22 protein-coding genes are annotated in these 22,182 nt (G+C 67.3%); 4 read left to right on the top strand and 18 right to left on the bottom strand.

The window, feature by feature from the left end; genetic code table 11:
* Window positions 1-60: 60 nt before the first annotated feature.
* Both AAHB16_RS00750 and AAHB16_RS00745 read left to right on the top strand, forming a co-directional pair.
* A complete protein-coding gene (locus AAHB16_RS00750) occupies window positions 61-1,341 on the top strand; it encodes an MFS transporter (RefSeq protein WP_342050011.1) in 1,281 nt (426 codons plus the stop codon).
* Window positions 1,342-1,398: 57 nt separating this feature from the next.
* Complete coding sequence (locus AAHB16_RS00745) at window positions 1,399-1,914, top strand: DUF1993 domain-containing protein (protein ID WP_223851455.1); 516 nt, start codon at window positions 1,399-1,401, stop codon at window positions 1,912-1,914.
* Between the two features lie 16 nt (window positions 1,915-1,930).
* On the opposite strand, the gene AAHB16_RS00740 is transcribed toward AAHB16_RS00745, so the two are convergent.
* Together AAHB16_RS00740 and AAHB16_RS00735 are read right to left on the bottom strand one after the other, a co-directional pair.
* Window positions 1,931-3,259: a PQQ-dependent sugar dehydrogenase gene (locus AAHB16_RS00740; protein WP_342049799.1), complete on the bottom strand. Its 1,329-nt coding sequence runs from the start codon at window positions 3,257-3,259 to the stop codon at window positions 1,931-1,933.
* A 28-nt stretch (window positions 3,260-3,287) separates the two neighbouring features.
* Complete coding sequence (locus tag AAHB16_RS00735) at window positions 3,288-3,776, bottom strand: GFA family protein (protein WP_342049798.1); 489 nt, start codon at window positions 3,774-3,776, stop codon at window positions 3,288-3,290.
* Between the two features lie 253 nt (window positions 3,777-4,029).
* Here AAHB16_RS00735 and AAHB16_RS00730 point away from each other — a divergent pair, with 253 nt between their 5' ends.
* Window positions 4,030-4,371, top strand: coding sequence for a hypothetical protein (locus AAHB16_RS00730; protein WP_342049797.1), 342 nt, complete (start codon window positions 4,030-4,032; stop codon window positions 4,369-4,371).
* 36 nt (window positions 4,372-4,407) lie between these two features.
* On the opposite strand, the gene AAHB16_RS00725 is transcribed toward AAHB16_RS00730, so the two are convergent.
* Genes AAHB16_RS00725 through AAHB16_RS00705 form a run of 5 tightly spaced genes read right to left on the bottom strand, consistent with a single transcriptional unit; the run spans window position 4,408 to window position 9,142 of the window.
* Window positions 4,408-5,343, bottom strand: a complete 936-nt coding sequence (locus AAHB16_RS00725; RefSeq protein WP_150371929.1) for a LysR family transcriptional regulator — start codon at window positions 5,341-5,343, stop codon at window positions 4,408-4,410.
* Between the two features lie 26 nt (window positions 5,344-5,369).
* A complete protein-coding gene (locus tag AAHB16_RS00720) occupies window positions 5,370-6,266 on the bottom strand; it encodes a 2-hydroxy-3-oxopropionate reductase (protein WP_150371928.1) in 897 nt (298 codons plus the stop codon).
* A 26-nt stretch (window positions 6,267-6,292) separates the two neighbouring features.
* Window positions 6,293-7,084 (bottom strand): 2-dehydro-3-deoxyglucarate aldolase, encoded by a 792-nt coding sequence (gene garL, locus AAHB16_RS00715; RefSeq protein WP_150371927.1) that lies wholly within the window; start codon window positions 7,082-7,084, stop codon window positions 6,293-6,295.
* A 16-nt stretch (window positions 7,085-7,100) separates the two neighbouring features.
* Window positions 7,101-8,195, bottom strand: coding sequence for a malate/lactate/ureidoglycolate dehydrogenase (locus tag AAHB16_RS00710; RefSeq protein ID WP_150371926.1), 1,095 nt, complete (start codon window positions 8,193-8,195; stop codon window positions 7,101-7,103).
* An 8-nt stretch (window positions 8,196-8,203) separates the two neighbouring features.
* Window positions 8,204-9,142, bottom strand: coding sequence for a Bug family tripartite tricarboxylate transporter substrate binding protein (locus tag AAHB16_RS00705; RefSeq protein ID WP_342049796.1), 939 nt, complete (start codon window positions 9,140-9,142; stop codon window positions 8,204-8,206).
* Between the two features lie 268 nt (window positions 9,143-9,410).
* Between AAHB16_RS00705 and AAHB16_RS00700 the strand changes: the two genes are divergently transcribed.
* Window positions 9,411-11,102, top strand: a complete 1,692-nt coding sequence (locus tag AAHB16_RS00700; protein WP_342049795.1) for a thiamine pyrophosphate-binding protein — start codon at window positions 9,411-9,413, stop codon at window positions 11,100-11,102.
* Here AAHB16_RS00700 and AAHB16_RS00695 read toward each other — a convergent pair whose 3' ends face one another.
* From AAHB16_RS00695 to AAHB16_RS00645, 11 genes are all read right to left on the bottom strand, one after another.
* Window positions 11,103-11,447, bottom strand: coding sequence for a hypothetical protein (locus AAHB16_RS00695; protein WP_150371924.1), 345 nt, complete (start codon window positions 11,445-11,447; stop codon window positions 11,103-11,105). It lies immediately after the preceding gene.
* 110 nt (window positions 11,448-11,557) lie between these two features.
* Window positions 11,558-12,655, bottom strand: a complete 1,098-nt coding sequence (locus AAHB16_RS00690; protein WP_150371923.1) for a porin — start codon at window positions 12,653-12,655, stop codon at window positions 11,558-11,560.
* 205 nt (window positions 12,656-12,860) lie between these two features.
* Window positions 12,861-14,951, bottom strand: coding sequence for an acetate--CoA ligase family protein (locus tag AAHB16_RS00685; RefSeq protein ID WP_342049794.1), 2,091 nt, complete (start codon window positions 14,949-14,951; stop codon window positions 12,861-12,863).
* Between the two features lie 22 nt (window positions 14,952-14,973).
* Window positions 14,974-15,321: a Zn-ribbon domain-containing OB-fold protein gene (locus AAHB16_RS00680; RefSeq protein ID WP_342049793.1), complete on the bottom strand. Its 348-nt coding sequence runs from the start codon at window positions 15,319-15,321 to the stop codon at window positions 14,974-14,976.
* Window positions 15,318-16,472, bottom strand: a complete 1,155-nt coding sequence (locus AAHB16_RS00675) for a thiolase family protein (RefSeq protein ID WP_342049792.1) — start codon at window positions 16,470-16,472, stop codon at window positions 15,318-15,320. Before AAHB16_RS00675 ends, AAHB16_RS00680 begins: the two co-directional genes overlap by 4 nt.
* 4 nt (window positions 16,473-16,476) lie before the next feature.
* The gene (locus AAHB16_RS00670; RefSeq protein ID WP_150371919.1) at window positions 16,477-17,718 is read right to left on the bottom strand and encodes an ABC transporter substrate-binding protein; all 1,242 of its coding nucleotides are present in this window, start codon (window positions 17,716-17,718) and stop codon (window positions 16,477-16,479) included.
* A 133-nt stretch (window positions 17,719-17,851) separates the two neighbouring features.
* Window positions 17,852-18,907 carry a cyclase family protein gene (locus AAHB16_RS00665; RefSeq protein WP_342049791.1) on the bottom strand — a complete coding sequence of 352 codons (1,056 nt, stop codon included), beginning with the start codon at window positions 18,905-18,907 and terminating at the stop codon, window positions 17,852-17,854.
* A gap of 4 nt (window positions 18,908-18,911) precedes the next feature.
* Window positions 18,912-19,745, bottom strand: coding sequence for an IclR family transcriptional regulator (locus AAHB16_RS00660; protein WP_342049790.1), 834 nt, complete (start codon window positions 19,743-19,745; stop codon window positions 18,912-18,914).
* 186 nt (window positions 19,746-19,931) lie between these two features.
* Window positions 19,932-21,131: an AI-2E family transporter gene (locus AAHB16_RS00655; protein ID WP_342049789.1), complete on the bottom strand. Its 1,200-nt coding sequence runs from the start codon at window positions 21,129-21,131 to the stop codon at window positions 19,932-19,934.
* Between the two features lie 220 nt (window positions 21,132-21,351).
* Window positions 21,352-21,501 carry a hypothetical protein gene (locus tag AAHB16_RS00650; protein ID WP_191002216.1) on the bottom strand — a complete coding sequence of 50 codons (150 nt, stop codon included), beginning with the start codon at window positions 21,499-21,501 and terminating at the stop codon, window positions 21,352-21,354.
* A gap of 168 nt (window positions 21,502-21,669) precedes the next feature.
* Window positions 21,670-22,119, bottom strand: coding sequence for a hypothetical protein (locus AAHB16_RS00645; RefSeq protein ID WP_150371915.1), 450 nt, complete (start codon window positions 22,117-22,119; stop codon window positions 21,670-21,672).
* Between the last annotated feature and the right edge of the window lie 63 nt (window positions 22,120-22,182).

The following is a 22,182-nucleotide window of genomic DNA, read 5'->3' as shown; positions in this document are numbered from 1 at the left end:
GATTGCCGATTACGCCTAGCCTTTGGCTATCTCCGATAGCGATGGATAGAGGCAATGACGATGAAGGACGACATGGCGCTGGCCGTGGGCGGCAACTCCCCTCCGGCGGATGTCGCCTCGCCGCCGCCGGCGCGCGGATACGCGGAGCGCAATCAGGCGTACTGGCGGCGCAACCTTTACGTCTGCGTGTTCGGCTCCTTCACCACGCTGATCAGCCTCAGCATGCTGCTGCCGTTTCTGCCGCTCTACGTCGAGCAGCTTGGCGAGACCTCGCCGGCGGCCATCGTGCAATGGTCGGCGGTGGCCTTCGGCGCCACGTTCTTCGGGACCGCCATCACGGCACCGCTCTGGGGCCGCCTGGCGGACCGCTTCGGCCGCAAGCCGATGCTCGTGCGCGCGGCCATCGGCATGGCGATCGTGATGTCGCTGATCGGTGTGGCGCATACGGTCACGGAACTGGTGGTGCTGCGGCTCGTCGCGGGGCTGATCGGAGGCTATGCCTCCGCGTCGATCGTCATGATCGGCACGCAGGCGCCGAAGGAACGCGCGGGGTGGGCGCTCGGCGTGCTCTCCACCGGGGCGCTGGCCGGCAACCTGATCGGGCCGCTCGTCGGCGGTTTCCTGCCGGGACTCGTCGGCATTCGCGGCACGTTCTTCGTCGGCGGCGCCATCATCGCCGTGGCGGCGCTCGCCACGATCTTTCTGGTGCGCGAAGACTTCGACCGCCATGCCGATACGAAGCCGCGCGTGCAGGTCGATGGCATGGCGGCCGATCCGTCACGGCGTATCGTCATCGTCGCATTGCTGATTACCGCGATGATGGTGCTGCTGGCGAACATGTCGATCGAACCGATCATCACCGTGTATATCGGCGAGCTCGGGGTGCCGACCGCGCATCAGGCGCGCATGGCCGGTATCGTGATGGCCGCTTCCGCCTTCGGCAGCATGCTGACCGCGCCGCGGCTCGGCGCATTGGCGGACCGCATCGGCAGCTGGAACGTGATCGTCGGGTGCCTTGTGGCGACCGCCGTGGTGATGGTGCCGCAGGCGTTCGTGACGGCGTGGTGGCAGCTTGCCATCCTGCGTGGCCTGATGGGCATGACGATTGCCGGGTTGTTGCCGTCGATCGCCAAGCTCGTCCGGCAGTCGGTCGACGAGAACCGCTCGGGCAAGACGCTCGGGTGTCTGCAGTCGGCGCAGTTCTCGGGACAGGTAGTGGGGCCGCTGCTTGGCGGCCAGGTGGGGGCGCATGTCGGCCTGCGCTACGTGTTTGTCGCGACGGCGGCGCTGCTGCTGCTGTGCGCGGCGATGAACCGCTGGGTCAAGCAACGGCACGTTTAGAGAATTTGCACTATTCTCTCGGCTGTCGTTCACCTTCCCCCCGAGGAGACCCCGTCCATGAGCCAGACTTCGCTCTCGATGTATGACGCATCGATCCCCGTTTTCATTCGTTACCTGACCAACCTCTCGGCCATTCTGGAGAAGGGCGTGGCGCATGCGAAGGAGCAGGGTATCGATCCGCAAACGCTGATCGATACCCGCCTCGTGGCGGACATGGATGCGCTGCCCGCGCAGATCCAGCGCGCGAGCGATGCCGCCAAGGGCGCCGCCGCGCGTCTGGCGGGCGTGGAAGTCCCGTCGTTTGCCGACGACGAAACGACGTTTGCCCAGCTGCAGGAGCGCATCGCGAAGACGATCGGCTTCCTGAAGACCATTCGCGCCGAGCAAATGGAAGGCAGCGAATCGCGCTCGATCGAGCTCAAGATGCGCACGGGCCCCGTGACGTTCGACGGCAAGACGTACCTGCTGTCGTTCGCGCTGCCGAATTTCTTCTTCCACGTGACCACCGCGTATGGCCTGCTGCGCCACAAGGGCGTGCAGATCGGCAAGCTGGACTACCTCGGGCCGCGCTGAGCCCTCCGCCGCGCCCCTATTTGGCCCCTGATACGCGCCAGATCATGTTGCCGACGTCGTCGGCAACGAGCAGCCCGCCGCGCTTGTCGATGGCCACGCCGACGGGCCGCCCCTGCGCATCACCATCCTCGTTCAGGAAGCCCGTCAGCACGTCGAACGGGGCACCGCTCGGCTTGCCCTGGTCGAACGGCACGAAGATGACCTTGTAGCCCGAGCGCGGCTTGCGGTTCCACGAGCCGTGCTGGCTCACGATCATGCCGTGCTGGAACTGCGCGGGCAGGCTGCTGCCCTGGGCCGACGTGAGCCCCAGCGACGCGGTATGCGCGCCCACGGCATAGTCGGGCACGATGGCCTTGGCCACCATGTCCGGCGCGGGCGGCTTCACGCGCTCATCGACGTGCTGCCCGTAGTAGCTGTAAGGCCAGCCGTAGAATCCGCCATCGCGCACCGACGTGATGTAGTCGGGCACGAGGTCGTTGCCGATCTCGTCGCGTTCGTTGACGGAGGTCCATAGCATGCCGCTGGCCGAATCCCACGCCATGCCGTTGGGATTGCGCAGGCCGCTCGCGAAGACGCGGTGCTGGCCCGTGCGCGGATCGATTTCCCAGATGGCCGCCCGGCCCACTTCCTTGTCGATACCGTTTTCCGCGACGTTGCTGTTGGAGCCGACCGTCGCGTACAGCTTCGTCCCATCCGGGCTGGCAATGATGTTCTTGGTCCAGTGGTGGTTCAGCGGTCCGGCCGGCAGATCGACGACCTTCTGTCCCGGTTCGGTGATGCTGGTCTGGCCGGGCGTGTAGGGGAATCGCACCACCGCATCGGTATTGGCCACGTAGAAGTCCGCGCCGACCAGCGCCATGCCGAACGGCGAATTGAGGTTCTGCAGGAATACGGTCTTCACTTCGGCCACGCCGTCGCCATCGGCATCGCGCAGCAGCGTGATGCGATTCGCGCTGGGAACGGTCGCGCCCGCGCGCTTCATGAACATCCTGGAGAACCACCCCTTGATGCCCTTGTCGTCGTCCGGCTTGGGCGGCGCGTTCGATTCGGCCACGAGCACGTCGCCGTTGGGCAGCACATAGACCCAGCGCGGATGGTCGAGCCCGCTCGCGAACGCGGTGACGCTCATGCCCTCGGCCGGCACCGGGGTCTTCCCGTCTGCCCAGCCCTTGGCCGTGGCGACGTGCACGGTGGGGATGGTCTGCTTCTTCGGCTCGGGAAGCTGCGGCGTGGGGCCGAAGCCCGCGGACTCGGGCAACTTGGACGATTCGCCGCAGCCGGTGGCGAGCACCACGATGGCGGCGGCTAAGGGCAGGGCAAGCATGCGGGACATGCGCTGTGCCATGGCGGATCTCCAGATTCTCGGTGAACGTTTATTCGGACAGCAGACCGTGGCGCGCATGCCAGTCGTGCAGCGATTCCTCGGGCCACGTGCCCACGTGCCGGTGGCCCTTGCCGCGTGGCACATCGACCCAGGGTGCCACGTAGTCGAGTCCGGCCTCGACGACTTCGGGCGGTTTGGGCAGCGGCGTATCGATGGCGCTCGCGTGGGGATGGACGAGTTCGGGCCAGCGCGGATCCCACATCCACAGTGCGCTGCCGCACTTGATGCAGAAATGCCGTTGCCCTTTCGAACGCGTGGGACGCTTGCCGGCTTCACGCATCACGGCGTGATAGATCGCGACGTTCTTCTTGCCGCGCACGCGCAGCGTGGTGGCATCGCCGCCGAGGTTGATCGCATAGCCGCCACCGCCCGCGGTCTTGCGGCAGATGGAGCAGTGGCAATGCATGTACGGATACGGCGAGTCGGATTCGAGGCTGAATTCCACCGCGCCGCAATGACAGGATCCTTCCAGATGCATGGTGCCTCCATACAGGACGTCGTCACTCAGTGTGGTCCACGGAGCGCGCCTGTGCAAGCGAAACGGCGCCTATCTGTGGCCTTGTCGGGCTCTGTCTGTCAGCGTGGATGAGTTTTTGTAAGGAGATGTGTGAATGCGGCACGCGGGGCCCGATGACGCTTCTAAACTTCGGCAGGCATGCGGTACCAAAAACCCGCTCATTCATCCCGCTCACGTATGCGGCTTTTTTCAAAAACTACCTGAGAGGTCTCACATGTCCAAGAACCATACCCTTCGTACTTCCGCTCTGATTGGCGCGCTGGCCGCGGGCCTGATGTCGGCCACCGCCTTCGCCCAAACCACGACCACGACCGCGCCGGCCGCCGGTACCAGCACCGTGCCGCCGGGCTACACGCAGGTGCAGCCGCCCAAGGATCCGCTCGTGGAGCGCCGCGAACAGCGCCGCGAAGCGAAGCAGGAATACGCGGCGGAGAAGAAGGCCGCCAAGGCCGAATACAAGCAGGATGTCGGCGCCGCGAAGCAGGAGCGCAAGGACGCCTACAAGGCCGCCAACGAGCAGGCCACCCAGCAGCTCCAGCAAGGCACGAAGCAGTAACGACGTTGCCAGTCAGGGAGCGTGGCCGGGGCGTGACTATACGAGTCGCGCGCCCGGCCACGCGCCGGACATCACGATATTCCGCACCGACATGCGCACGGCCTGCATGACGTCCCAGAGTTCGGGGACGGGCGGCCGGTTTCGCGCGGTCGCGAGCGCGACCTGACGCGTGACCACCGGATCGACGATCCGTGCCGAGTGCAGGCGTCCCTGCGCGACGCGATCGGCGACCGCGGCAAACGGCAGCATCGTCGCGCCGCATCCGTCCTCCACCAGCCGCATCGCCACCGTGTTCGACGCATCGCACTCGAGCGCCATGTTCAGTGTGGTGCCGACGCGCGTGGCCAGCGTTTCCGCGAGCACGCGCAGGCCATGGCCCGTGCTCGGCAAAATCATCGGCATCTCGCCGAGCCGCTTCGCCGGGAACGTCGCGCCCAGATGGCTCCAGGATGTCGGCGTGACAAGCGTGAGGTCTTCTTCCAGCAGGACATCCACCTTGAGCGCGCCCTGCTGCTCGGGCAGGTACAGCAATGCCACGTCGATCTCGCCCGCGGCGAGCCATGCGAGGATCGGGCTCGCGAGGCCTTCGACAAAACGCACCCGGGTCGCGGGAAACCGTTGCTTGAGCGCGGCGGCTATCGCCGCGAAGGCCGTATTGGCGATGGTCGGCTGCGCGGCGATGACCATCTGGGCGGGGCCGTTGCCCGTGGAGGCGCGGACGGCCGCGCGCGCTTCGGTGAGCGTGCTCGCGACCTGCCGCGCGTAGGTAAGCAGGGTATTGCCGGCCTCGGTCAGCACGACGCCGCGGCCGCTGCGATGAAACAGCCGCGCATCGAGCGCGGCCTCCAGCCGCGCGATCTGGCGGCTGACCGTCGATTGGTCGGCACCGAGCTCGAGCGCCGCGCGAGAGATGCTCTGCGTGTTGGCCACGCAGACGAAGCACGCGAGGTCGTCCGAGTTCAGTGTCGACATGGGGCGCGGGCCAGTCGGCCGGGCAGTTACTTCTTCGGCGTGTCGCCGATCTTGAACGACGCCATATGCTCGAGCGCGCGCACCATGCCCGAATGGTCCCAGCCGGCGCCACCCTGGGCCACGCATACGTTGAACAGCTGCTGCGCGGAGGCGGTGTTCGGCAGTGCCATGCCGAGCGCCTTGGCCGTGGATAGCGCGAGGTTCAGATCCTTCTGATGCAGCTCGATGCGGAAGCCCGGATCGAACGTGCGCTTGATCATGCGTTCGCCGTGCACTTCCAGGATGCGCGAGCTGGCGAAGCCGCCCATCAGCGCCTGCCGCACGCGCGCGGGATCCGCGCCGGCCTTCGCCGCGAGCACGAGCGCCTCGCCGACCGCTTCGATCGTGAGCGCCACAATGACCTGGTTGGCCACCTTGGCGACCTGGCCGTCGCCGACGTTGCCGACCAGCGTGATGTTCTTGCCCATCAGCTGCAGCAGGGGCAGCACGCGGTCGAACACGTCCTGCTTGCCGCCGCACATGATGGACAGCGTGGCGGCCTTGGCGCCGACTTCGCCGCCCGAGACCGGGGCATCGACATACTCGCAGCCGAGCTTTTCGATACGCGCCGCGAACTCGCGCGTCTCGATCGGCGAGATCGAGCTCATATCGACGACGGTCTTGCCCTGGCTCAGGCCTTCCGCCACGCCCCCGTCGCTGAAGAGCACGCGCGCGACGTCGGGCGTATCGGGCAGCATCAGGAAGACGACGTCCGCCTCGCGGGCCACGTCCGCCGCGCTCTCGCGCGATTGCATGCCGGCGTCCAGCAGGTCCTTCGGCACGCCGCTGCGCGTATGCGCGAACACCGTGTGGCCGCCTTGCTGGAGATGGAGCGCCATGGGCTTGCCCATGACGCCGAGTCCGATGAATCCGATCTTGCTCATGTCACGTTCCGGTCGTTGTACAACTATCAGTCGGCAAACTTCTGGCGCAGCGCGCGCGTCGCATCGCGCAGCAGGCCATGGTCGAGGCCCACGGCGACGAAATGCGCGCCCATGTCCAGATAGCGGCGCGCCTCGGCCTCGACAGGCGTCAGCGTGCCGATGGCCTTGCCCGCGCGATTGGCCGCATCGTAGATGCGCTGCACGGCGGCCTGCACGTCGGGGTGGTTCGGGTTGCCCAGATGGCCGTAGGCGGCCGCGAGGTCGTTGGGGCCGATGAAGATGCCATCGACGCCGGGCTCCGCGCAGATCTCGTCGATCGCTTCCACGCCCTTGCGGCTTTCCACCTGCACGAGCACGCAGATGTTCTCGTTGATGGTCTTGAAGAAGTCCGGCAGCGTGCCGTAGCGGTTCTGGCGCTGGATGCCGGACACGCCGCGGATGCCGTCGGGCGGATAGCGCGTGGCGCGTACCGCGCGGCGGGCTTCCTCGGCCGATTCCACGAACGGGATCAGGAAATTGTAGAAGCCCACGTCGAGCAGGCGCTTGAGCATGACCGGATCGTTCCACGGCGGGCGCACGACGGGCGCGCTCGTGCTGTCCTTGAGTGCCATCAGCTGCGGCACGAACGTCAGCACGTCGTTGGGCGAGTGCTCGCCGTCGAGCAGGATCCAGTCGAAGCCGGCCAGACCGACGATTTCGGTCGTGATGGGATGGCCGAGCGAACTCCAGCAGCCGATCAGCCGCTTGCGGGCGAGCACGTCCGCGCGAAACTGGTTCGGCAGCGGCGACAGGTGGGGCAGATGGGGGGCGGTGCTCATGGGTGTCTCCTGAAATTCAATCGAGCGCGAGCCGTGTCAGCGGCCCTGGCGATTTGCCGCGCGACTGCAGCACGCGTGCCGCCGCGTCGTCGAGCTGGGACAGCGTGCCCGCATCGACGGGAATGGTTTCCGCGCGCAGCTGGCGCCATTGCCGTTCCGGATCGCCGGGGAACAGGATGTCCTCGGTGCCCGGCTGCAGGCGCGAGGCCTTGACCCACTCGACGAACGCCTCGACCTCGTGGCCGAACGTGGTGCTCGTGCCCAGGCGAGCGGGATCGAACACGATGGCGAGCATGTTGTTCCAGACCGCGTGCTCGTGCGTGAGCGTCTCCGGCCGGATGGTATGGCCGCCCGTGACCGCGGCGCCGAGCAGTTCGCACATCATGGCCAGCACGTAGCCCTTGTGCTCGCCGAACGTGCGCAGCGCGCCGTGCGGGCCGCCGGCCATCGGGAACATGATCGACGGGTCGTTCGTCGGGTTGCCGTGATCGTCGATCAGGCAGCCCGGCGGCACGGGCACACCCTTGTTGTTGGCCACGCGCACCTTGCCGAGCGCGATCGCGCTGGTGGCAAAGTCGAGCACGAGCGGCGGGCGGCCCGGAATCGGCACGGCGATCGTGAACGGATTGGTGCCGAAGCGCGCGTCGTAGCCGCCGTGCGGCGCGACGATCGGCTTGGACAGCACGTTGACGAAGTGGATCGAGATCAGGCCCGCGGCCGCCGCCTGCTCGGCCCAGTGGCCCACGCGGCCCAGATGATGCGCGCGGCGCAGCCCCAGCACGCAGACGCCATGTTCCTTCGCGCGCGCAATGCCGATGCGCATCGCCTCTTCGGTGAGGGCCTGCCCCATGCCGCGGTTGGCATCGAGGCTCACAATGCCGCCCGACTCGTGCACGACGCTCACGCGCTGGTTCAGCTGCAGCTGATCCGCCTGCCACGACAGCACGTACTTGGGAATCATGCCGACGCCGTGCGAGTCGTGGCCCGACTGGTTGGCCAGTACGAGGTGGTCGGCGGTCAGGCGCGCCTCGCGCGCGTCGGAGCCCGCGGCGAGCCAGAGATCCTGCACCCACTGGTGCAGGGCGGCGGCGGGAATGCGGTGTTCGCTCATGCTGTCGATTACTCCAGTCGGATGTTGGCTACCTTGATCAGCTCCGCCCATTTGGCGACTTCGCGCTTCTGGAACGCACCCAGTTCCGCGGGGCCCGCACCGGAGGGCTCCACGCCGAGCCCGGCGAGCTTCGCGCGCATCTCGGGTTCGCGGATGATCTTGCCGATCTCGGTGGCGAGCTTGTTGACGATCGGCGCGGGCGTGCCGGCCGGCGCGAAGATGGCCTGCCACGACACGATCTCGTAGCCCTTGAGGCCCGCCTCGGACACCGTGGGCACGTCGGGCAGCTCGGCCGAGCGCTTCGGACCCGTGGTGGCCAGCGCGCGGAACTTGCCGGACTGGATCATCGGCACGGCGGCCACGCTGTTCTCGAAGACGAGGTCCACCTGATTGCCGAGCAGCGCCTGCACGGCCTGGCTGCTGCCCTTGTACGGCACGTGCGTGAGCTTGAGGCCGGCCATGTTGGCGAACAGCTCGGCCGACAGATGCTGCGAGGTGCCGTTGCCCGACGAGCCGAAATTGATCGCGCCCGGCTTGGCCTTGGCCGCGGCGATCACGTCCTCAACGGACTTCCACGGACTGCTGGCGTTGACCACGAGTACATTGGGCAGCGTGCCGATAAGCGCCACCGGCTGGAAGTTCTTGACCGGGTCGTACGGCATCTTGGGATACAGGCTCACGTTGATCGAGTGCGAGCTGATGGTGCCGCCGACCAGCGTATACCCGTCGGGCGCGGCCTTGGCCACATAGTCGGAACCGATATTGCCGCCGGCGCCGGGCCGGTTTTCCACGACGACCGACTGGCCGAGTACCTGCGACAGACGCTGGCCGATCAGGCGGCCGAGCAGGTCCGTGGTGCCGCCCGCCGCGAACGGCACGACGTAGTTGATGGGCTTCGAGGGGTATTTGTCGGCCGACTGGGCCCGCGCGTGGGGCGCCGTGGCCATGCATGTGACACAAAGCGCGGCAAACAGCGGCCGCATCATCCCGCGTGAAACTTGGGGAAAGGGCATTGCGTGGTCTCCAGTTGCTGTGTAGTTTTCAGGGCGTCGTTGCAACATGCGCCGTCAGCAAATCTACACGCCCCCATGGCGTGCCGTCTTGCATAATTCGCATAACAGAAATGCACGATAGACCGCGCGATGCGTATCGTCAAACGGAACAATCGCAGACAATCTGTTTTCTCGTCTACCTCTTCAATCCTCACGCTTCGTCATGACCGCTTCGACTTCCTCCCCCTCGGCCCGCACCGGTGGCCGCGTCCTCGTCGATCAACTGCGTATCCATGGTGCCGAACGCATCTTCTGCGTGCCCGGCGAGAGCTTTCTCGACGTTCTGGACGCGCTGCACGACCAGCCCGCGATCGACCTCGTGGTATGCAAGCACGAGGGTGCCGCGGCCAACATGGCCGAGGCCGATGGCAAGCTGACCGGCAAACCGGGCATCTGCTTCGTGACGCGCGGGCCGGGTGCCACGCATGCGAGCATCGGCGTGCATATCGCGCAGCAGGATTCGACGCCGATGATCATGTTCGTCGGCCAGATCGCGCGCGAGCACAAGGGGCGCGAGGCCTTCCAGGAGGTCAATTACGCGGCGGTCTTCGGCACGCTGGCCAAGTGGGCCGTGGAGATCGACGATCCGAAGCGCATTCCCGAGGTCGTGGCGCGCGCATTCCAGGTGGCCACGTCGGGCCGGCCGGGGCCCGTGGTGATCGCGCTGCCGGAGGACGTGCTCGACAACCTGTGCGAGACCGCCGATGCGGCCCCGTACCGCGTGGTGGCCGCCGCGCCGCGGCCCGAGGATACGGCCGCGCTGGCGGCGGCACTGGCCGAAGCGAAGCGGCCGCTCGTGATCGCGGGCGGCGCGAACTGGACCGAGGCCACCGCGCGTGACTTCGCGGCGTTCGTGAAGACGTGGAACCTGCCGGTGGCCTGCGTGTTCCGCCGTCAGGACACCTTCGACAACCGCGATCCGCACTATGTGGGCCACCTGAGCCTTGGCGTGAGCCCGAAGCTGGCGGAGCGGGTGCGCGGCGCGGACCTGATCATCGCATTCGGCACGCGCCTCGGCGATATCGCGACCGATGGCTACACGATGCTGCAGGTGCCGCGGCCGGTGCAGAAGCTCGTGCATATCCATGCCGACAATGCCGAACTGGGGCGCGTCTATCAGGCCGACCTGCCGATTCATGCGGGCGTGGAGCCCGGCGCCGCGATGCTGGCCTCGCTGAAACCCGCCGCGACGCCGGTCTGGGGCGACTGGACGGCCGGCGCGCGCGCCGAGCATGAGGCGTTCGTCACGGTGCCCAGGCCGCATCCGGAACTGACCGGCGTCGATATGGCCGCCGCGATGGCGCACCTGAACGACGTGCTGCCGGCGGATTCGATCCTGACCAACGGCGCGGGCAACTACACGGTGTGGCTGCACCGCTTCTACGCCTACAGGCAGCCGCGCACGGAACTGGCGCCGACCTGTGGCGCGATGGGCTATGGCCTGCCCGCGGCAATCGCGGCCAAGCTGCGTTCGCCCGAGAAGACCGTGATCGCGTTCGCGGGCGATGGCTGCTTCCTGATGTATCCGCAGGAGATCGCCACGGCGGCCGCGCATGGGGCCAACCTGATCGTCATCGTGGTCAACAACGGGATGTACGGCACGATCCGCATGCATCAGGAGCGGCGTTACCCGGGGCGTCAGAGCGGGACGACGATCCCGTCGCCGGACTTTATCGGCATGGCGCGGGCTTGCGGCGCGGTGGCCGAGCGCGTGGAGCGGACCGAGGATTTCCCCGCGGCGCTCGAGCGCGCGCGGGCGGCCACGGTGGCCGAACAGAAGCCGGCCTTGATCGAGCTCGTGACCGATCCGCTGCAGATCACGCCCGCCATGCGGGTGACGGACCTGCCGGCCTGATCAGAACAGGGAGCCCTGCGGACGCGATGCGGCGCGGGGTTCCGGCCGGCGGGCGGGCTGAGCGGGGTGGGAGGCCGCGGGGCTGGCGGCGCCGAGGATCTGCCGGATGCGCTTGAGGTAGCGTTCGCCCACGGCGCGGTGCGTCTTCGCGGCCTCGTCGCGGAATGCGCGGCGGGACGGGGGGCGAATGCCGAGGCTACGGCAAATCGTTGAAAGATAAGGCTTTTCGCCATCCGTGGCGGCCTGGCGCGCGGCACTTTGCAGCGCCGCGTCGCCTACGCGCACGCGCAGCCAGCCCAATACCTGACGGTCATATTCGTTTTGCACCCGAACGAGTTGTTCCATCGCACGCTCCGATACTGTGTATTCATACAGTTACTGTGAATATATACAGTATTGGGCGTTTTTCAAGGTCGGGTGCTCAGAAATGTCCGAGATCCTCCTCTAACACGCGGCTAGAACCGGTGGCGGATACCGATGACCGCGCCGAACTGGTTCTGGCCGGCGCCGACCTGTTCCGTCGTGTTGACCAGCGTGGTCGCGGACCGGTTCAGCGACGGGCCGAAGCCGCTCAGGCTCAGATTGGAGCCGTCGCGATTACGGGTGAAGCCGAACACCGTGTAGACGTCCGTCCGCTTGGAGAACGCGTATGAGCCCGACAGCACGAAGCTGTAGGGATCGCCGCCGCTGTTGCGCACGTCGGTGTAGTAGGCCACGCCCGTCACGGAAATCACCGGGGTCAGCTGGTACTGCATGCCGGCCCAGTACAGATTCGTGCGCAGCGAGCTCGTGGTGAAGTCGCCGTAGTACCAGCGATACCCGACGAACGCCTTGGCCGGGCCGAACGTGTAGGTGCCGGCAATCGCCGCGCGGCGTTCACGGTTGTCGTCGGTGGCCAGCGTGCTGCCGTGCAGGTCGTCGTAGACCACACGCAGGGCGAGCGGGCCCGCCGCATAGCCGAGCGCGGCGCTCATCTCGCGGCCCGCCTTGTAGTCGCCCGGAATCTCGCCGCCGGCGCTGCTGTCGTAGCCCGTGCTGTAGAGCAGGCCATAGTAGACGCTACCGGTCTGGCCGAAGAACTTCACGGAATTGTCCGAGCGGCTCGACATCCAGCGATCGTGCATCAGCAGCGAATAGCGCGTGGCGATGGCCATCGGGTCGAACGCGTTGGAGAAGTCGTAGACGAGGTTCTGATGGCGGCCGAGACTCAGCGTGCCGTAGCGCTGCTGCAGGCCGACATAGGCCTGACGGCCGAACAGGCGGCCCCCCTGATTGGCCACGCCCGTATCGAGGTCGAAACCGTTCTCGAGCAGGAACACCGCGGCCAGGCCGTCGCCGAGGTCCTCGCGGCCGCGCAGGCCCCAGCGGGACGTCGACAGATTGCCGGCCGACATGCGCACGGTAGAGGCGCTGCTGTTGCCGGCGCGGGGCAGGTGATTGATGTATTCGATGCCGTCGTCGACGACGCCATAGAGGGTGATGCCGCTTCCCTGGGCGGAAGCAAGGGCTGGCAGCATGGACAGTGCCGCCAGGCAGGCATGATGGGCTTTCATTATCGGAGTCCTTATTGTGGCAGCCGCGCGTGTGTCTAATGGGCTCGAAACACGCGGGCCGCCCAATGTAACGGCACGTATTCGCTACGTCATAGGCCAGTTTTGTCGACACAGTATTCCTGCCCATGAACAATAGGAGCCCTTGCGGTGGACTGCCACCATCCCCATCTTGGCGCCGGCCGGTCACCGCAGACCCCGAGGTTTTTCAGCTTTGCCCGGACACCTCGATCAAAGCATCGACGACTACCGCGCCATCGGGGCCCGCCATCACGGGGTTGAGATCGACCGAGGCGATCGCGCCGCGTGCGTCGTGAACCATGCGGCCCACCCCGGCAGCCAGCCTGCAGAGCGCTTCCACGTCGATCGGCTTGTCGCCGCGCACGCCCGCGAGTAGCGGCGCGATGCGCAGCGACGACAGCGCGCGCGCGACCGCCGCCGGGGTGGCGGGCGCCAGCAGCAGCGCCGTGTCGCGCAGCACCTCGACGTACTTGCCACCGTCGCCTACGAGCAACACTGCGCCGAAGGTCGGATCCCAGTGCGCGCCGACCATGAGCTCGCGCTGGCCGCGCGTCATGCGCGCGACGAGCACGCCCTCGCAGTCGGCCCGCATGTCGGCGAGCGTGCGCGTCTGCGCGGCAAAGGCCTGCCGGATGGTATCGGCGTCATTGCAATGCAGCATGACCAGGCCGTGTTCGCTCTTGTGCGGAACCTGCGGCGAACTGGCCTTGACGGCGACGGGCGCGCCGATCTTTTGCCACGCGGCCACGGCTTCGTCGGCGGTGCGGCACAGCACGTGCTCGACCACGTTGACGCCCGCGTCGGCCAGGCGCGCGAGGCTCGCGGCTTCGGACAGCGTGCGCGTCTTGCCGCCATGCGGAGGCGCGGGTATGGCCGCGGCGGCCGGCGGTTCCTGCGCGACGATGCGCAGCAGCGCCTGATGGCCGGTCAGCTGGCGGAACGCGGCCAGCGCATCGGCCGCGTTCTCGAAGGTCGGCACACCGGCCGCGCGGAACACGCTGGCGACCGACTCCTGCCATGTGGCCACGGCGATCGGCTTGCCCGCGTTGTCGGCAAAATGCGCGGCGTCGCGCGCGAAACGGGGGACGTCGTAGCCCATGCCGGCCACGGGGATATCGAGCAGGAACAGATCCGCGGACGGATCTTCGGCGACGACCGGCAACACGTCCCCGAACAGCGCGCTGTTGGTCAGCAGGGCGGCCGTGACATCGACGGGGTTTGCGGTGGCGGCGAAGCCGGGCAGGCGTTCGGCGAGCGCGGCCTGCGTCGCGTCGGAGAGCGGGGCGATGGACAGGTCGAGCGTATCGGCCGCGTCGGCGGCCATCACGCAGCTTGCGCCCGAATTGCTGACGACCACGAGCCGGCGGCCCGATGGCTGCCAGCCGCGCAGGTACAGCGGCGCGCAGCGTGCGAGCGCGTGGGCGTCGTCCGCACGCCAGATGCCGTGCCGCGCGAGGAATGCATCTACCGCTCGGTCTTCGCTTGCCATCGCGCCCGTATGCGACGCGGCCGCGCGCTGGCCCGCGTTCGTGCGGCCGGCCTTGACGGCGACCACGGGCACGCCGCGTGCGCGCGCCACCGCGGCGGCCTGCGCGAGCATGTCCGGGTCCGAGAGGCTTTCCAGATAGAGCAGCAGCAGCCTGACGTCCGGGTCGTGCGCGACGGCCAGCGCCAGTTCGCTGGCGGTGACGTCGGCCTGGTTGCCCGTGGCATGCACGTGCCGCACGCCGATGCCCTGGCTGCGCAGCAGGCCGTAGACCATGGCCGCCATGCCGCCGCTCTGGCTGACCACGGCGACGGGGCCGTCCTGCGGCGGGACTTCGATGAACATGGTCGAGAAACTGGCGACCGCGCCGTTGCCGAAGTTGGCGAGGCCCTGACTATTGGGGCCGACGATGCGGAGATTGGCGTCTTTCGCAATGCGCACCATCTCGTCCTGCTGGCGCCTGCCTTCCTCGCCGGCTTCACCGAAACCCGAGGCGATGACGATCGCCGACTGCACGCCGAGCCGCGCGCAATCGCGCACGGCCTGCACGGCGGCGTCGCCGGCGACCACGATGATCGCGAGTTCCGGCACCGCGGGCAGCGCGTCCAGCGAGGGGAACGAAGGGATGCCCTGAATCGTTTCGCGCTGCGGATTGACCGGGTAGATCGTGCCGGCATAGCCGTGCTGGCGCATGTAGTAGATTGGCCGGCCGCCGATCTTGTGGATATTGTCGGAGGCGCCGATCACGGCGATGGACTTGGGCGAGAGCAGGGAGTCGAGACGAGTGGACATGTTTCGGATCAGTGTTCGTGTTTCAGGCAAATCGCAGCAGGGTGCCGTCGCCAAACGGCAGGAACGACGCGCGCACGCGGTCGCCGATGCGTACGCCAGGGGCTGCGTGGCCCATGACGCGCGGGCCTTCGTCGAGCGTGGCGAGGACGAGCGTGTACGGGGCGAGCGCGCGGAACGCATCGGTCGGCGCGCGGGAGACTTCGGTGACGGCGAAGACCGTGGCGTCGCCGCTGGCGTCCTGCCAGTGGAGGTCGGCGCTGCCGCACGTCCGGCACGCGAGCCGGGTGAGCGGTTGCCACGCGCCGCATGCCGCGCAGCATTGGTAGCGGACCACGCCAGCGGCCAGTCCTTCGGTATAGGGATGCGTCATGCGGTCTCCAGGATCAGGCTGACATGGGACGACAGCACGCCGCCGTCCGCGTGGAACAGTGCGCGCCGCCTTGCTGTCCCGCCTTGGGGCGCGATCTGCCGTGCGCCGGCGCGGCCCGCGAGCTGGCGGCTGGCTTCCGCCAGATGCATGAGGCCGCCCGCCACGCCCGAGTGGCCGAACGCGAGCAGGCCGCCATGCGTGTTGAGCGGCAGCACGCCATCGACGCCGAAGTCACCCGCGCGCAGCCGGTCGATCGCACGGCCGCGCGGCGCGATGCCCAGTTCCTCGAGCAGCATCACGAGCGTGATCGTGAACGAGTCGTAGATGGCGAGCAGATCGATATCGGCCACCGCGCAGCCCGCTTCGGCGAACGCACGCGCGGCGGCATCGGCCGCGCCCGAGTCCATCACGCTTTCGATCGCGGACAGATGCTGGTGCCGATGCGCCTGTCCCGCGCCGGCAATGCGCACCGGCGTGCCCGCGCCCGGCTCGATGGAGACCACCACGGCTACCGCGCCATCCGAAATCGGGCAGCAGTCGGACAGCCGCAGCGGCGCCGCGATCCATTTGGCGGCAAGCGCATCCGCCAGCGTCATCGGCTCGCGCAGATGGGCATCGGGATGGCCCCCCGCATGCCGGCGCATCAGCACGGCAAACTCGGCTAGCGCATCCGCTTCGAGCCCGGTCTCGTGCAGATAGCGCGAGGCCAGCAGCGCATAGTAGGCGGGGACCGACGCGCCATTGGGCACCTCGATGGCGGGCTCGCCGACCTGCGCCAGCGTTTGCATGGACTGGTCGCGGCTCTGGCCGGACAGCCGGTTCTCGCCGGCCACCACGAGCACATTGCGGCAGCGGCCCGCGCGGACGAGGTCGTGCGCGAGCATCGCCATCAGGCCGCCGGTTGCCCCGCCGCCAGCCATGCCATGCGCATAGGCCGGGGAGAGCGACGCGGTCTCGCAGAACAGGTCGGCCAGCATCAGATGCGGCAGCGTCGTGGCATAGCCGCACAGCACGCCATCGACGTCCTGGCGCCGCAGGCCGGCCTGCTCCAGCGCGACCGACGCCGCGTCCGCCATCAGTGTCAGCGGCGTGCTGCCGGGCAGCCGGCCGAAAGGCGTGTTGCCCACGCCGCGTACATAGCTCGCTGTCATCGGTCTATTTCTTCATCAGGGGGCATTGGGATTTGGACGGCGGCATAAAGGCCTGGTCGCCGGGCACGGTGGCCAGCACCTTGTAGTAGTCCCACGGATACTTGGACTCGCCGGGCGCCTTGACTTCGAACAGGTACATGTCGTGGACCATGCGGCCGTCCTCGCGAATGCGGCCGTTCTTCGCGAAGAAGTCGTTGATCGGCATCGACTTCATCTGCTTCATGACGGCCGCGGTCTCGTCGGTCCCGGCGGCCTGTACGGCCTTGAGATAGTGCGTCACCGACGAATAGACGCCCGCCTGGCTCATATTGGGCATCTTCTTGACCTTGTCGAAGTACTTGCGCGACCACGCGCGGGTTTCGTCGTTCATGTCCCAGTAGAACGCTTCCGTCAGTACGAGCCCCTGCGCGGTCTTGAGGCCGATGGCATGGATGTCGTTGATGTACAGCAGCAGCCCCGCCATGCGCTGCGCGTTGTTGCGCGTGAGGCCGAACTCGGAGGCCGCCTTGATCGCGTTGACGGTATCGCCGCCCGCGTTGGCGAGCCCGACGACCTGCGCCTTGCTGGCCTGCGCCTGCAGCAGGTAGGAGGCAAAGTCGCTCGCGCCCGTGGGATGCCGCGAGGCGCCGAGCACGGTGCCGCCGGCTTCCTGCACGACCGCCGTGGCCGACTGCTGCAGCGTGTGGCCGAACGCGTAGTCGGCGGTCAGGAAGTACCAGGTCTTGCCACCGCGCTGGACCATGGCCTTGGCCGTGGTGTTGGCGAGCGCGTAGGTGTCGTAGGCATAGTGGACGGAGACCGGCGTGCACAGGTCGTTGGTAATGCGCTCGGTGCCGGGACCCGAGAACACGACGATGCGGTTCTTCTGCTTGGCCACGTCGAGTACCGCGAGCGCGGGGGCGGAGGCCGCGACGTCGAGAATGGCGTCCACGTGGTCCGTATCGAACCACTCGCGCGCCTTGTTGGCGGCGATGTCGGCCTTGTTCTGGTGATCGACCACCACGAGTTCGATCTTCTTGCCCAGCACCTTGCCACCGAAGTCGTCGATGGCCATCTGCGCCGCGGCCGCGCTGCCGCGGCCGGTCACGTCCGCATACAGGCCGCTCATGTCCAGCAACAGACCCATCTTGACCACGTCGTCGGAAATGCCGGGTTTGGGTTGCGCGGTGGCCTGGCCGGCCGGCAGTGTGCCGAACGCAGCGAGCGCGAGCGCGCCGAGGGCCTTGCGGCCAAAGGGAATACGCATGGTTGTCTCCTGAGTTTTTTCTGGGTTTCTTATGGGTTTGTCTTGGTGCGTGCTGCTTTGAAATTAGCAATTAACCGCCAAGGTTTGGTTCCGGCCGCATTGGCCGGCCGCCAGGCGTGTGCCTCACCTGCGTTCAGACAGTGGCGATCGGTGTCGTCGGGGATCCGACCGCGCCCGGCAATCGCAGCGGCGGCGCGGTCAGCATGAAGCGCGTGCGCTGGTGCGCGCGCAGCCAGTCGGCAAGCTCCTTCAGGTACCAGAGCTCGCCGAGCGGCAGCCCGAGCTTGAACAGGCAGTGGTGATGGAGCGGCAGCATCGGATGGGTGGCCTGGCCGGCCGGCGCGGGGCGCGCCGGAAAGCGCTCCACCGCATAGTTGTCCGCGATCAGCGCGGCAATGCCCGCATCGGTAATCCACCGCAGCAGCCGCTCGTCGCGGCCATCGAGCGCGCAGCAGCTGTGGTGCAGCACTGTCTCGTCGGGATCGCGGGCCATCGACAGCACGACTTCCGAGAACCCCGTACGCAGCAGCAGCATGTCGCCGGATTCGACCTCGGCGCCGGTCGCCTCCATCGCGCGCATCAGTTCGTCGTAGCCGATATCGCGAAACTCGGTGCCGTACACGTGCGCAAGATCGACGAGCACGCCGCGGCCCTGCATGCCCTTGACCGCAAAGTTCTCGATGCCCAGTGCATCCGCGTGGCTGTGTTCGTGCCCGCATGGGTGCGCGGCAAAACCGGCGTCCTCCGCGTAGTCCATCGGACCGACGATATGGTCGTTGGCGCGATAGCCGTTGTAGTAGACGCGCTCGGCGCGGCCGTCGCCATCGGCATCGAACAGCGCCCCGACGTGCGCGAGCGAATCCCACTGGGTCGAATACTGGAGCGACAGCAGCACCTGGTCGTCGCTGATCACGTCCGTCGCGGCCGGGTGCACCTTGGCGAGCGGAAAGTTCAGATAGGGCGTGTCTTCCCGGAACGTGGGCCGCAGCACGGGCGGGTGCCGCCGCGGATTGAGCTTGTTGCCGCCCGGATAGTCGAGCGGCAGCGACAGGCAGAAGCTCAGCCCTGCCTGAATCTCGCGCGCGCCCCTGACCACCTGCTCGGGACCGATCAGATTCACGCGTCCCAGTTGATCGTCGGGACCGAAGTCGCCCCAGTTGGAACCTTCCGGACGTTGTTTCCAGCGCATGCGGTCAAGCCTCCTCGATCGTGGTGGTTGGGGTGGCGGTGCGGACGGGGGTGGCGCGCGCGAGGGCGGGGGCGTTCGGCGCAGGGGCACGGCCGCGCCATGTCGCGCAGATCGCCTCGGCCTCGCGGCGCAGCGCGCGGGCGATGGTCGCCTCGCGCTCGGTAATGCGTTCGTTGAGCGCGGCCATGCTGATCGCGCCGAGCGGATAGCCGTTGGCATCGGGCAGCGCGATGGCGATGCCGCCCATGCGCTCGACCACGACGTCCAGCAGCACCGCGTAGCCGCGCTCGCGCGTGGCGTCGATATGGCGGCGCAGCACGTCGGCGTTGAGGCGCGTATAGCGCCGCAGCGAGGGGGCGATGCAGCCGAGCACGGTCTCCACCTCGCTGTCGGGCAGCGCGGCCAGCAGCGCCAGGCTGCCGGCACCCACGCCAAGCGGGCGGCGGCTGCCGATATCGAGGTAGTTCGCGCGAATGGGGAAGGTGCCGAGGCGCAGTTCGATGCAGACCGATTCCCAGCCGCTGGGCACGGAGAGGATGGCGGAGTCCTCGAAGGCGTTGGCCAGCCGGATCAGCGCGGGCCGCACGACCGGCCGCAGGTCAAAGCGGCGCTGCGCGGCCGATTGCAGCGTCAGCCATTCGCGGCCCGGGGAAAAGGCCTTGGTATCGGGGTCGCGTTCGACGAGCCCCTCGGCCACGAGCGTTTCGAGCAGGCGCAGCGCGGACGCCTTGTCGACGCCTGCCGCGGCGGCCACGTCGGTCAGCCGCGTATGGCGTGCATCCGAGAGCGCGCGTAGCAGCCGGCAGGCCTTCTGCAGGGACGTGCTGGGTACCGTCACCAATGTCTCCTCTTTTCTGGAATTTCGCCACGTGAAACTCCGCGGGCGGCATCCTTGTGGCCCATGCGGCATTGGCACGGGCGTTAGAGCAAGGTTATAGGCGAACGGATGCGGCAGGTCATTCTGCGCTGCATCAATGTTTTGCGGGATGAAATTATTGCCCGGTGAAACCGGGCAGGCGCGGCGTCATTCGCCGAGAAACTCGGCAAGGAGCTCGAGGCCCTCCACGTGATCGGCGACGACCTTGGCGATGACCGCCAGCGGAATGGCCAGCAGCATGCCCCATGTGCCCCAGAGGAACGTGAACAGCAGCAGCGCGACGAACACGGCCACGGCGTTCATGCGTGCCATGCGTCCCGTCATCCAGGTCGTGACCACGGAGCCGATCAGCGTGGCGATCAGCAGCGAGCCGCCGGCCGCCACGGCCGCGATGCCGAGCGTGCCGAACTGCATGAAGGCCGCGACGCCGAGGCAGATGGCGATGAGCACCGCGCCGAAGTACGGCACGAGGTGCAGCGCCGCCGCGGCAACGGCCCACGTACCCGCGTTGTCCATGGCGAGCCATTTGAGCAGCAGCCACGTGCAGGCCCCCAGCGCCGCATTGGTGAGGAGCAGCATGAGCATGTAGCGCTGGATCGAGCGGTTGATTTCCGCGAGCATATGCACGCTGATCTTCTTCTGGCTGATGGTCTTGCCGACCATCTTCACGAACTTGCGCTTGAACATGTCGCCGCCGAGCAGCAGGAACCATGTCAGGAATAGCACGGCCGTCGCCTGCGCAAGCATCGAGAAGACGCCCGCGGAGCCGAGCCACAGCACATTGCTGAGACCATCGCTGGGACGCTCCACGACCACCTGCGGCGCGCGCGCCGGCACGGGCTGTCCGGTGCCGCTGAGCACGGTGGCGGCACGGCGCACTTTCTGGATCATCGAGTCGTCCCCCGACATCAGCGCACCGAGCGACCGCGAGAGCTTGCCCGCGATCTCGGGCAGCCGATCGACGATCGATTCGATCTGGCCCTGCAGCAGATAGGCGAGGCAGGACAGCAGCGAGCACATCGCGAGCAGCACGAAGGTGGCGCCGACGCTGCGCGGCACGCGATAGCGCTGCAATCCCGCCACGAGCGGATCCAGCAAGTAGGCGATGACGATCGACATCACCACGGGGACGAGGAACGTGCGGGCCGCATGCAGTGCGTACAGGCAGGCCAGTGTGGCCAGTATGACGAGCGCGATGCTTGCCCGCCGCTGGTAGAGCGCCGGCGTGGGATCGCCGTCGGCGGTAAAGAAGGGCGGCGAGGCCTCCGGACCACTGTCCGGTTGAGTAACCGGCTCCGGCGTGATTTCCTGCGGAGGGGGCGGGAAGGGCGGCGCGACGGCGGACATGATGGGCGGCGATCTGTAGGTAAGCGGGGTAAGCGTAACGGGGCAAGCAGGGCACGATGGGGCACCATGCCCTGCTTACACGATAGCCAACCCGATGCCACATGCTGTCGGCGCGCCGCACCTCGGCCTGTAGGACAGGGGCGGAAAAGAAAAAAGCCCGGCAGGACATGACCGGGCTAACAAGGGAACGGTGCGGCGCAGCGCACGGCAGCGCGGTGCGTTACCGGCGGTCCTCCGTTTGCGGGCGCGTGCGCGGTTTCAGCGCATGCTGCCGCAGCAGGGGGTCATTCTTGAGCACCCAACGGGCGCCGTAGGCCAGTGCAACGATGCAGGCCAGCATGTACGCAACGATCGCGGTCAGAGTCATCATGTTTCTTCACGGATGAGGGTTGCGACCGCAAGGCTAACGGCAGGTCGAATCGAACAAAAACGCGACGAAAGCTGGCGGGCCGGAATGTGACCCGGATTGTAGGGAACGTCGTTACGCTTGGCGTCTGAAACTTTTTGTAGGCCGATCTAAGCGCGACTAATATCGCGCTCAGCCATAGCAACCGAGGTCGTATTGCTGCGTGCGCAGGGCGCGGTGGCTCTCGCGATAGCGGCGTGACCCCTCCCATGTGGGGGATTCCACGATCGCGCGTTCACTCGCGCGAAGCTGGAATTCGAGCATCTGACACTCGGCCCAGAAATTGTTCTGCGCAATGCGATAGCGTTGCTGATCGAGCGTCCACTGTGCCTCTCGCTCGCGAACTTCGGCGGCGAGCACGCGCGCATATGCGGCGTCCTGCTGGCGCGACGCCGGCGTGCTGCGCGGCACGGTGGTGATGTTGGCTTTCATGCCGGCGGTGATATTGGCGTATCCCGCCGGACAGGTACCGTTCTGGTAGAGGATGCCGTCCGGTCCCTGGCATTTGGTAACGGCATGCGCCACGTTGCCCGCAAGCAGCAGCAACAGGGACAGCAGGGACGATGCGAGCGCGCGGGTCATGACGATCCCCTCGATGCATGAACGATGGATTTATCGTAGGCAGCGATCGCGGGGTTCGCCAGT

Source organism: Cupriavidus sp. OTU4054, assembly GCF_038440175.1.
In the GTDB taxonomy this organism is placed as follows: Bacteria; Pseudomonadota; Gammaproteobacteria; order Burkholderiales; family Burkholderiaceae; genus Cupriavidus; species Cupriavidus pauculus_D.
This window is presented reverse-complemented; position numbering and strand designations above follow the sequence as displayed.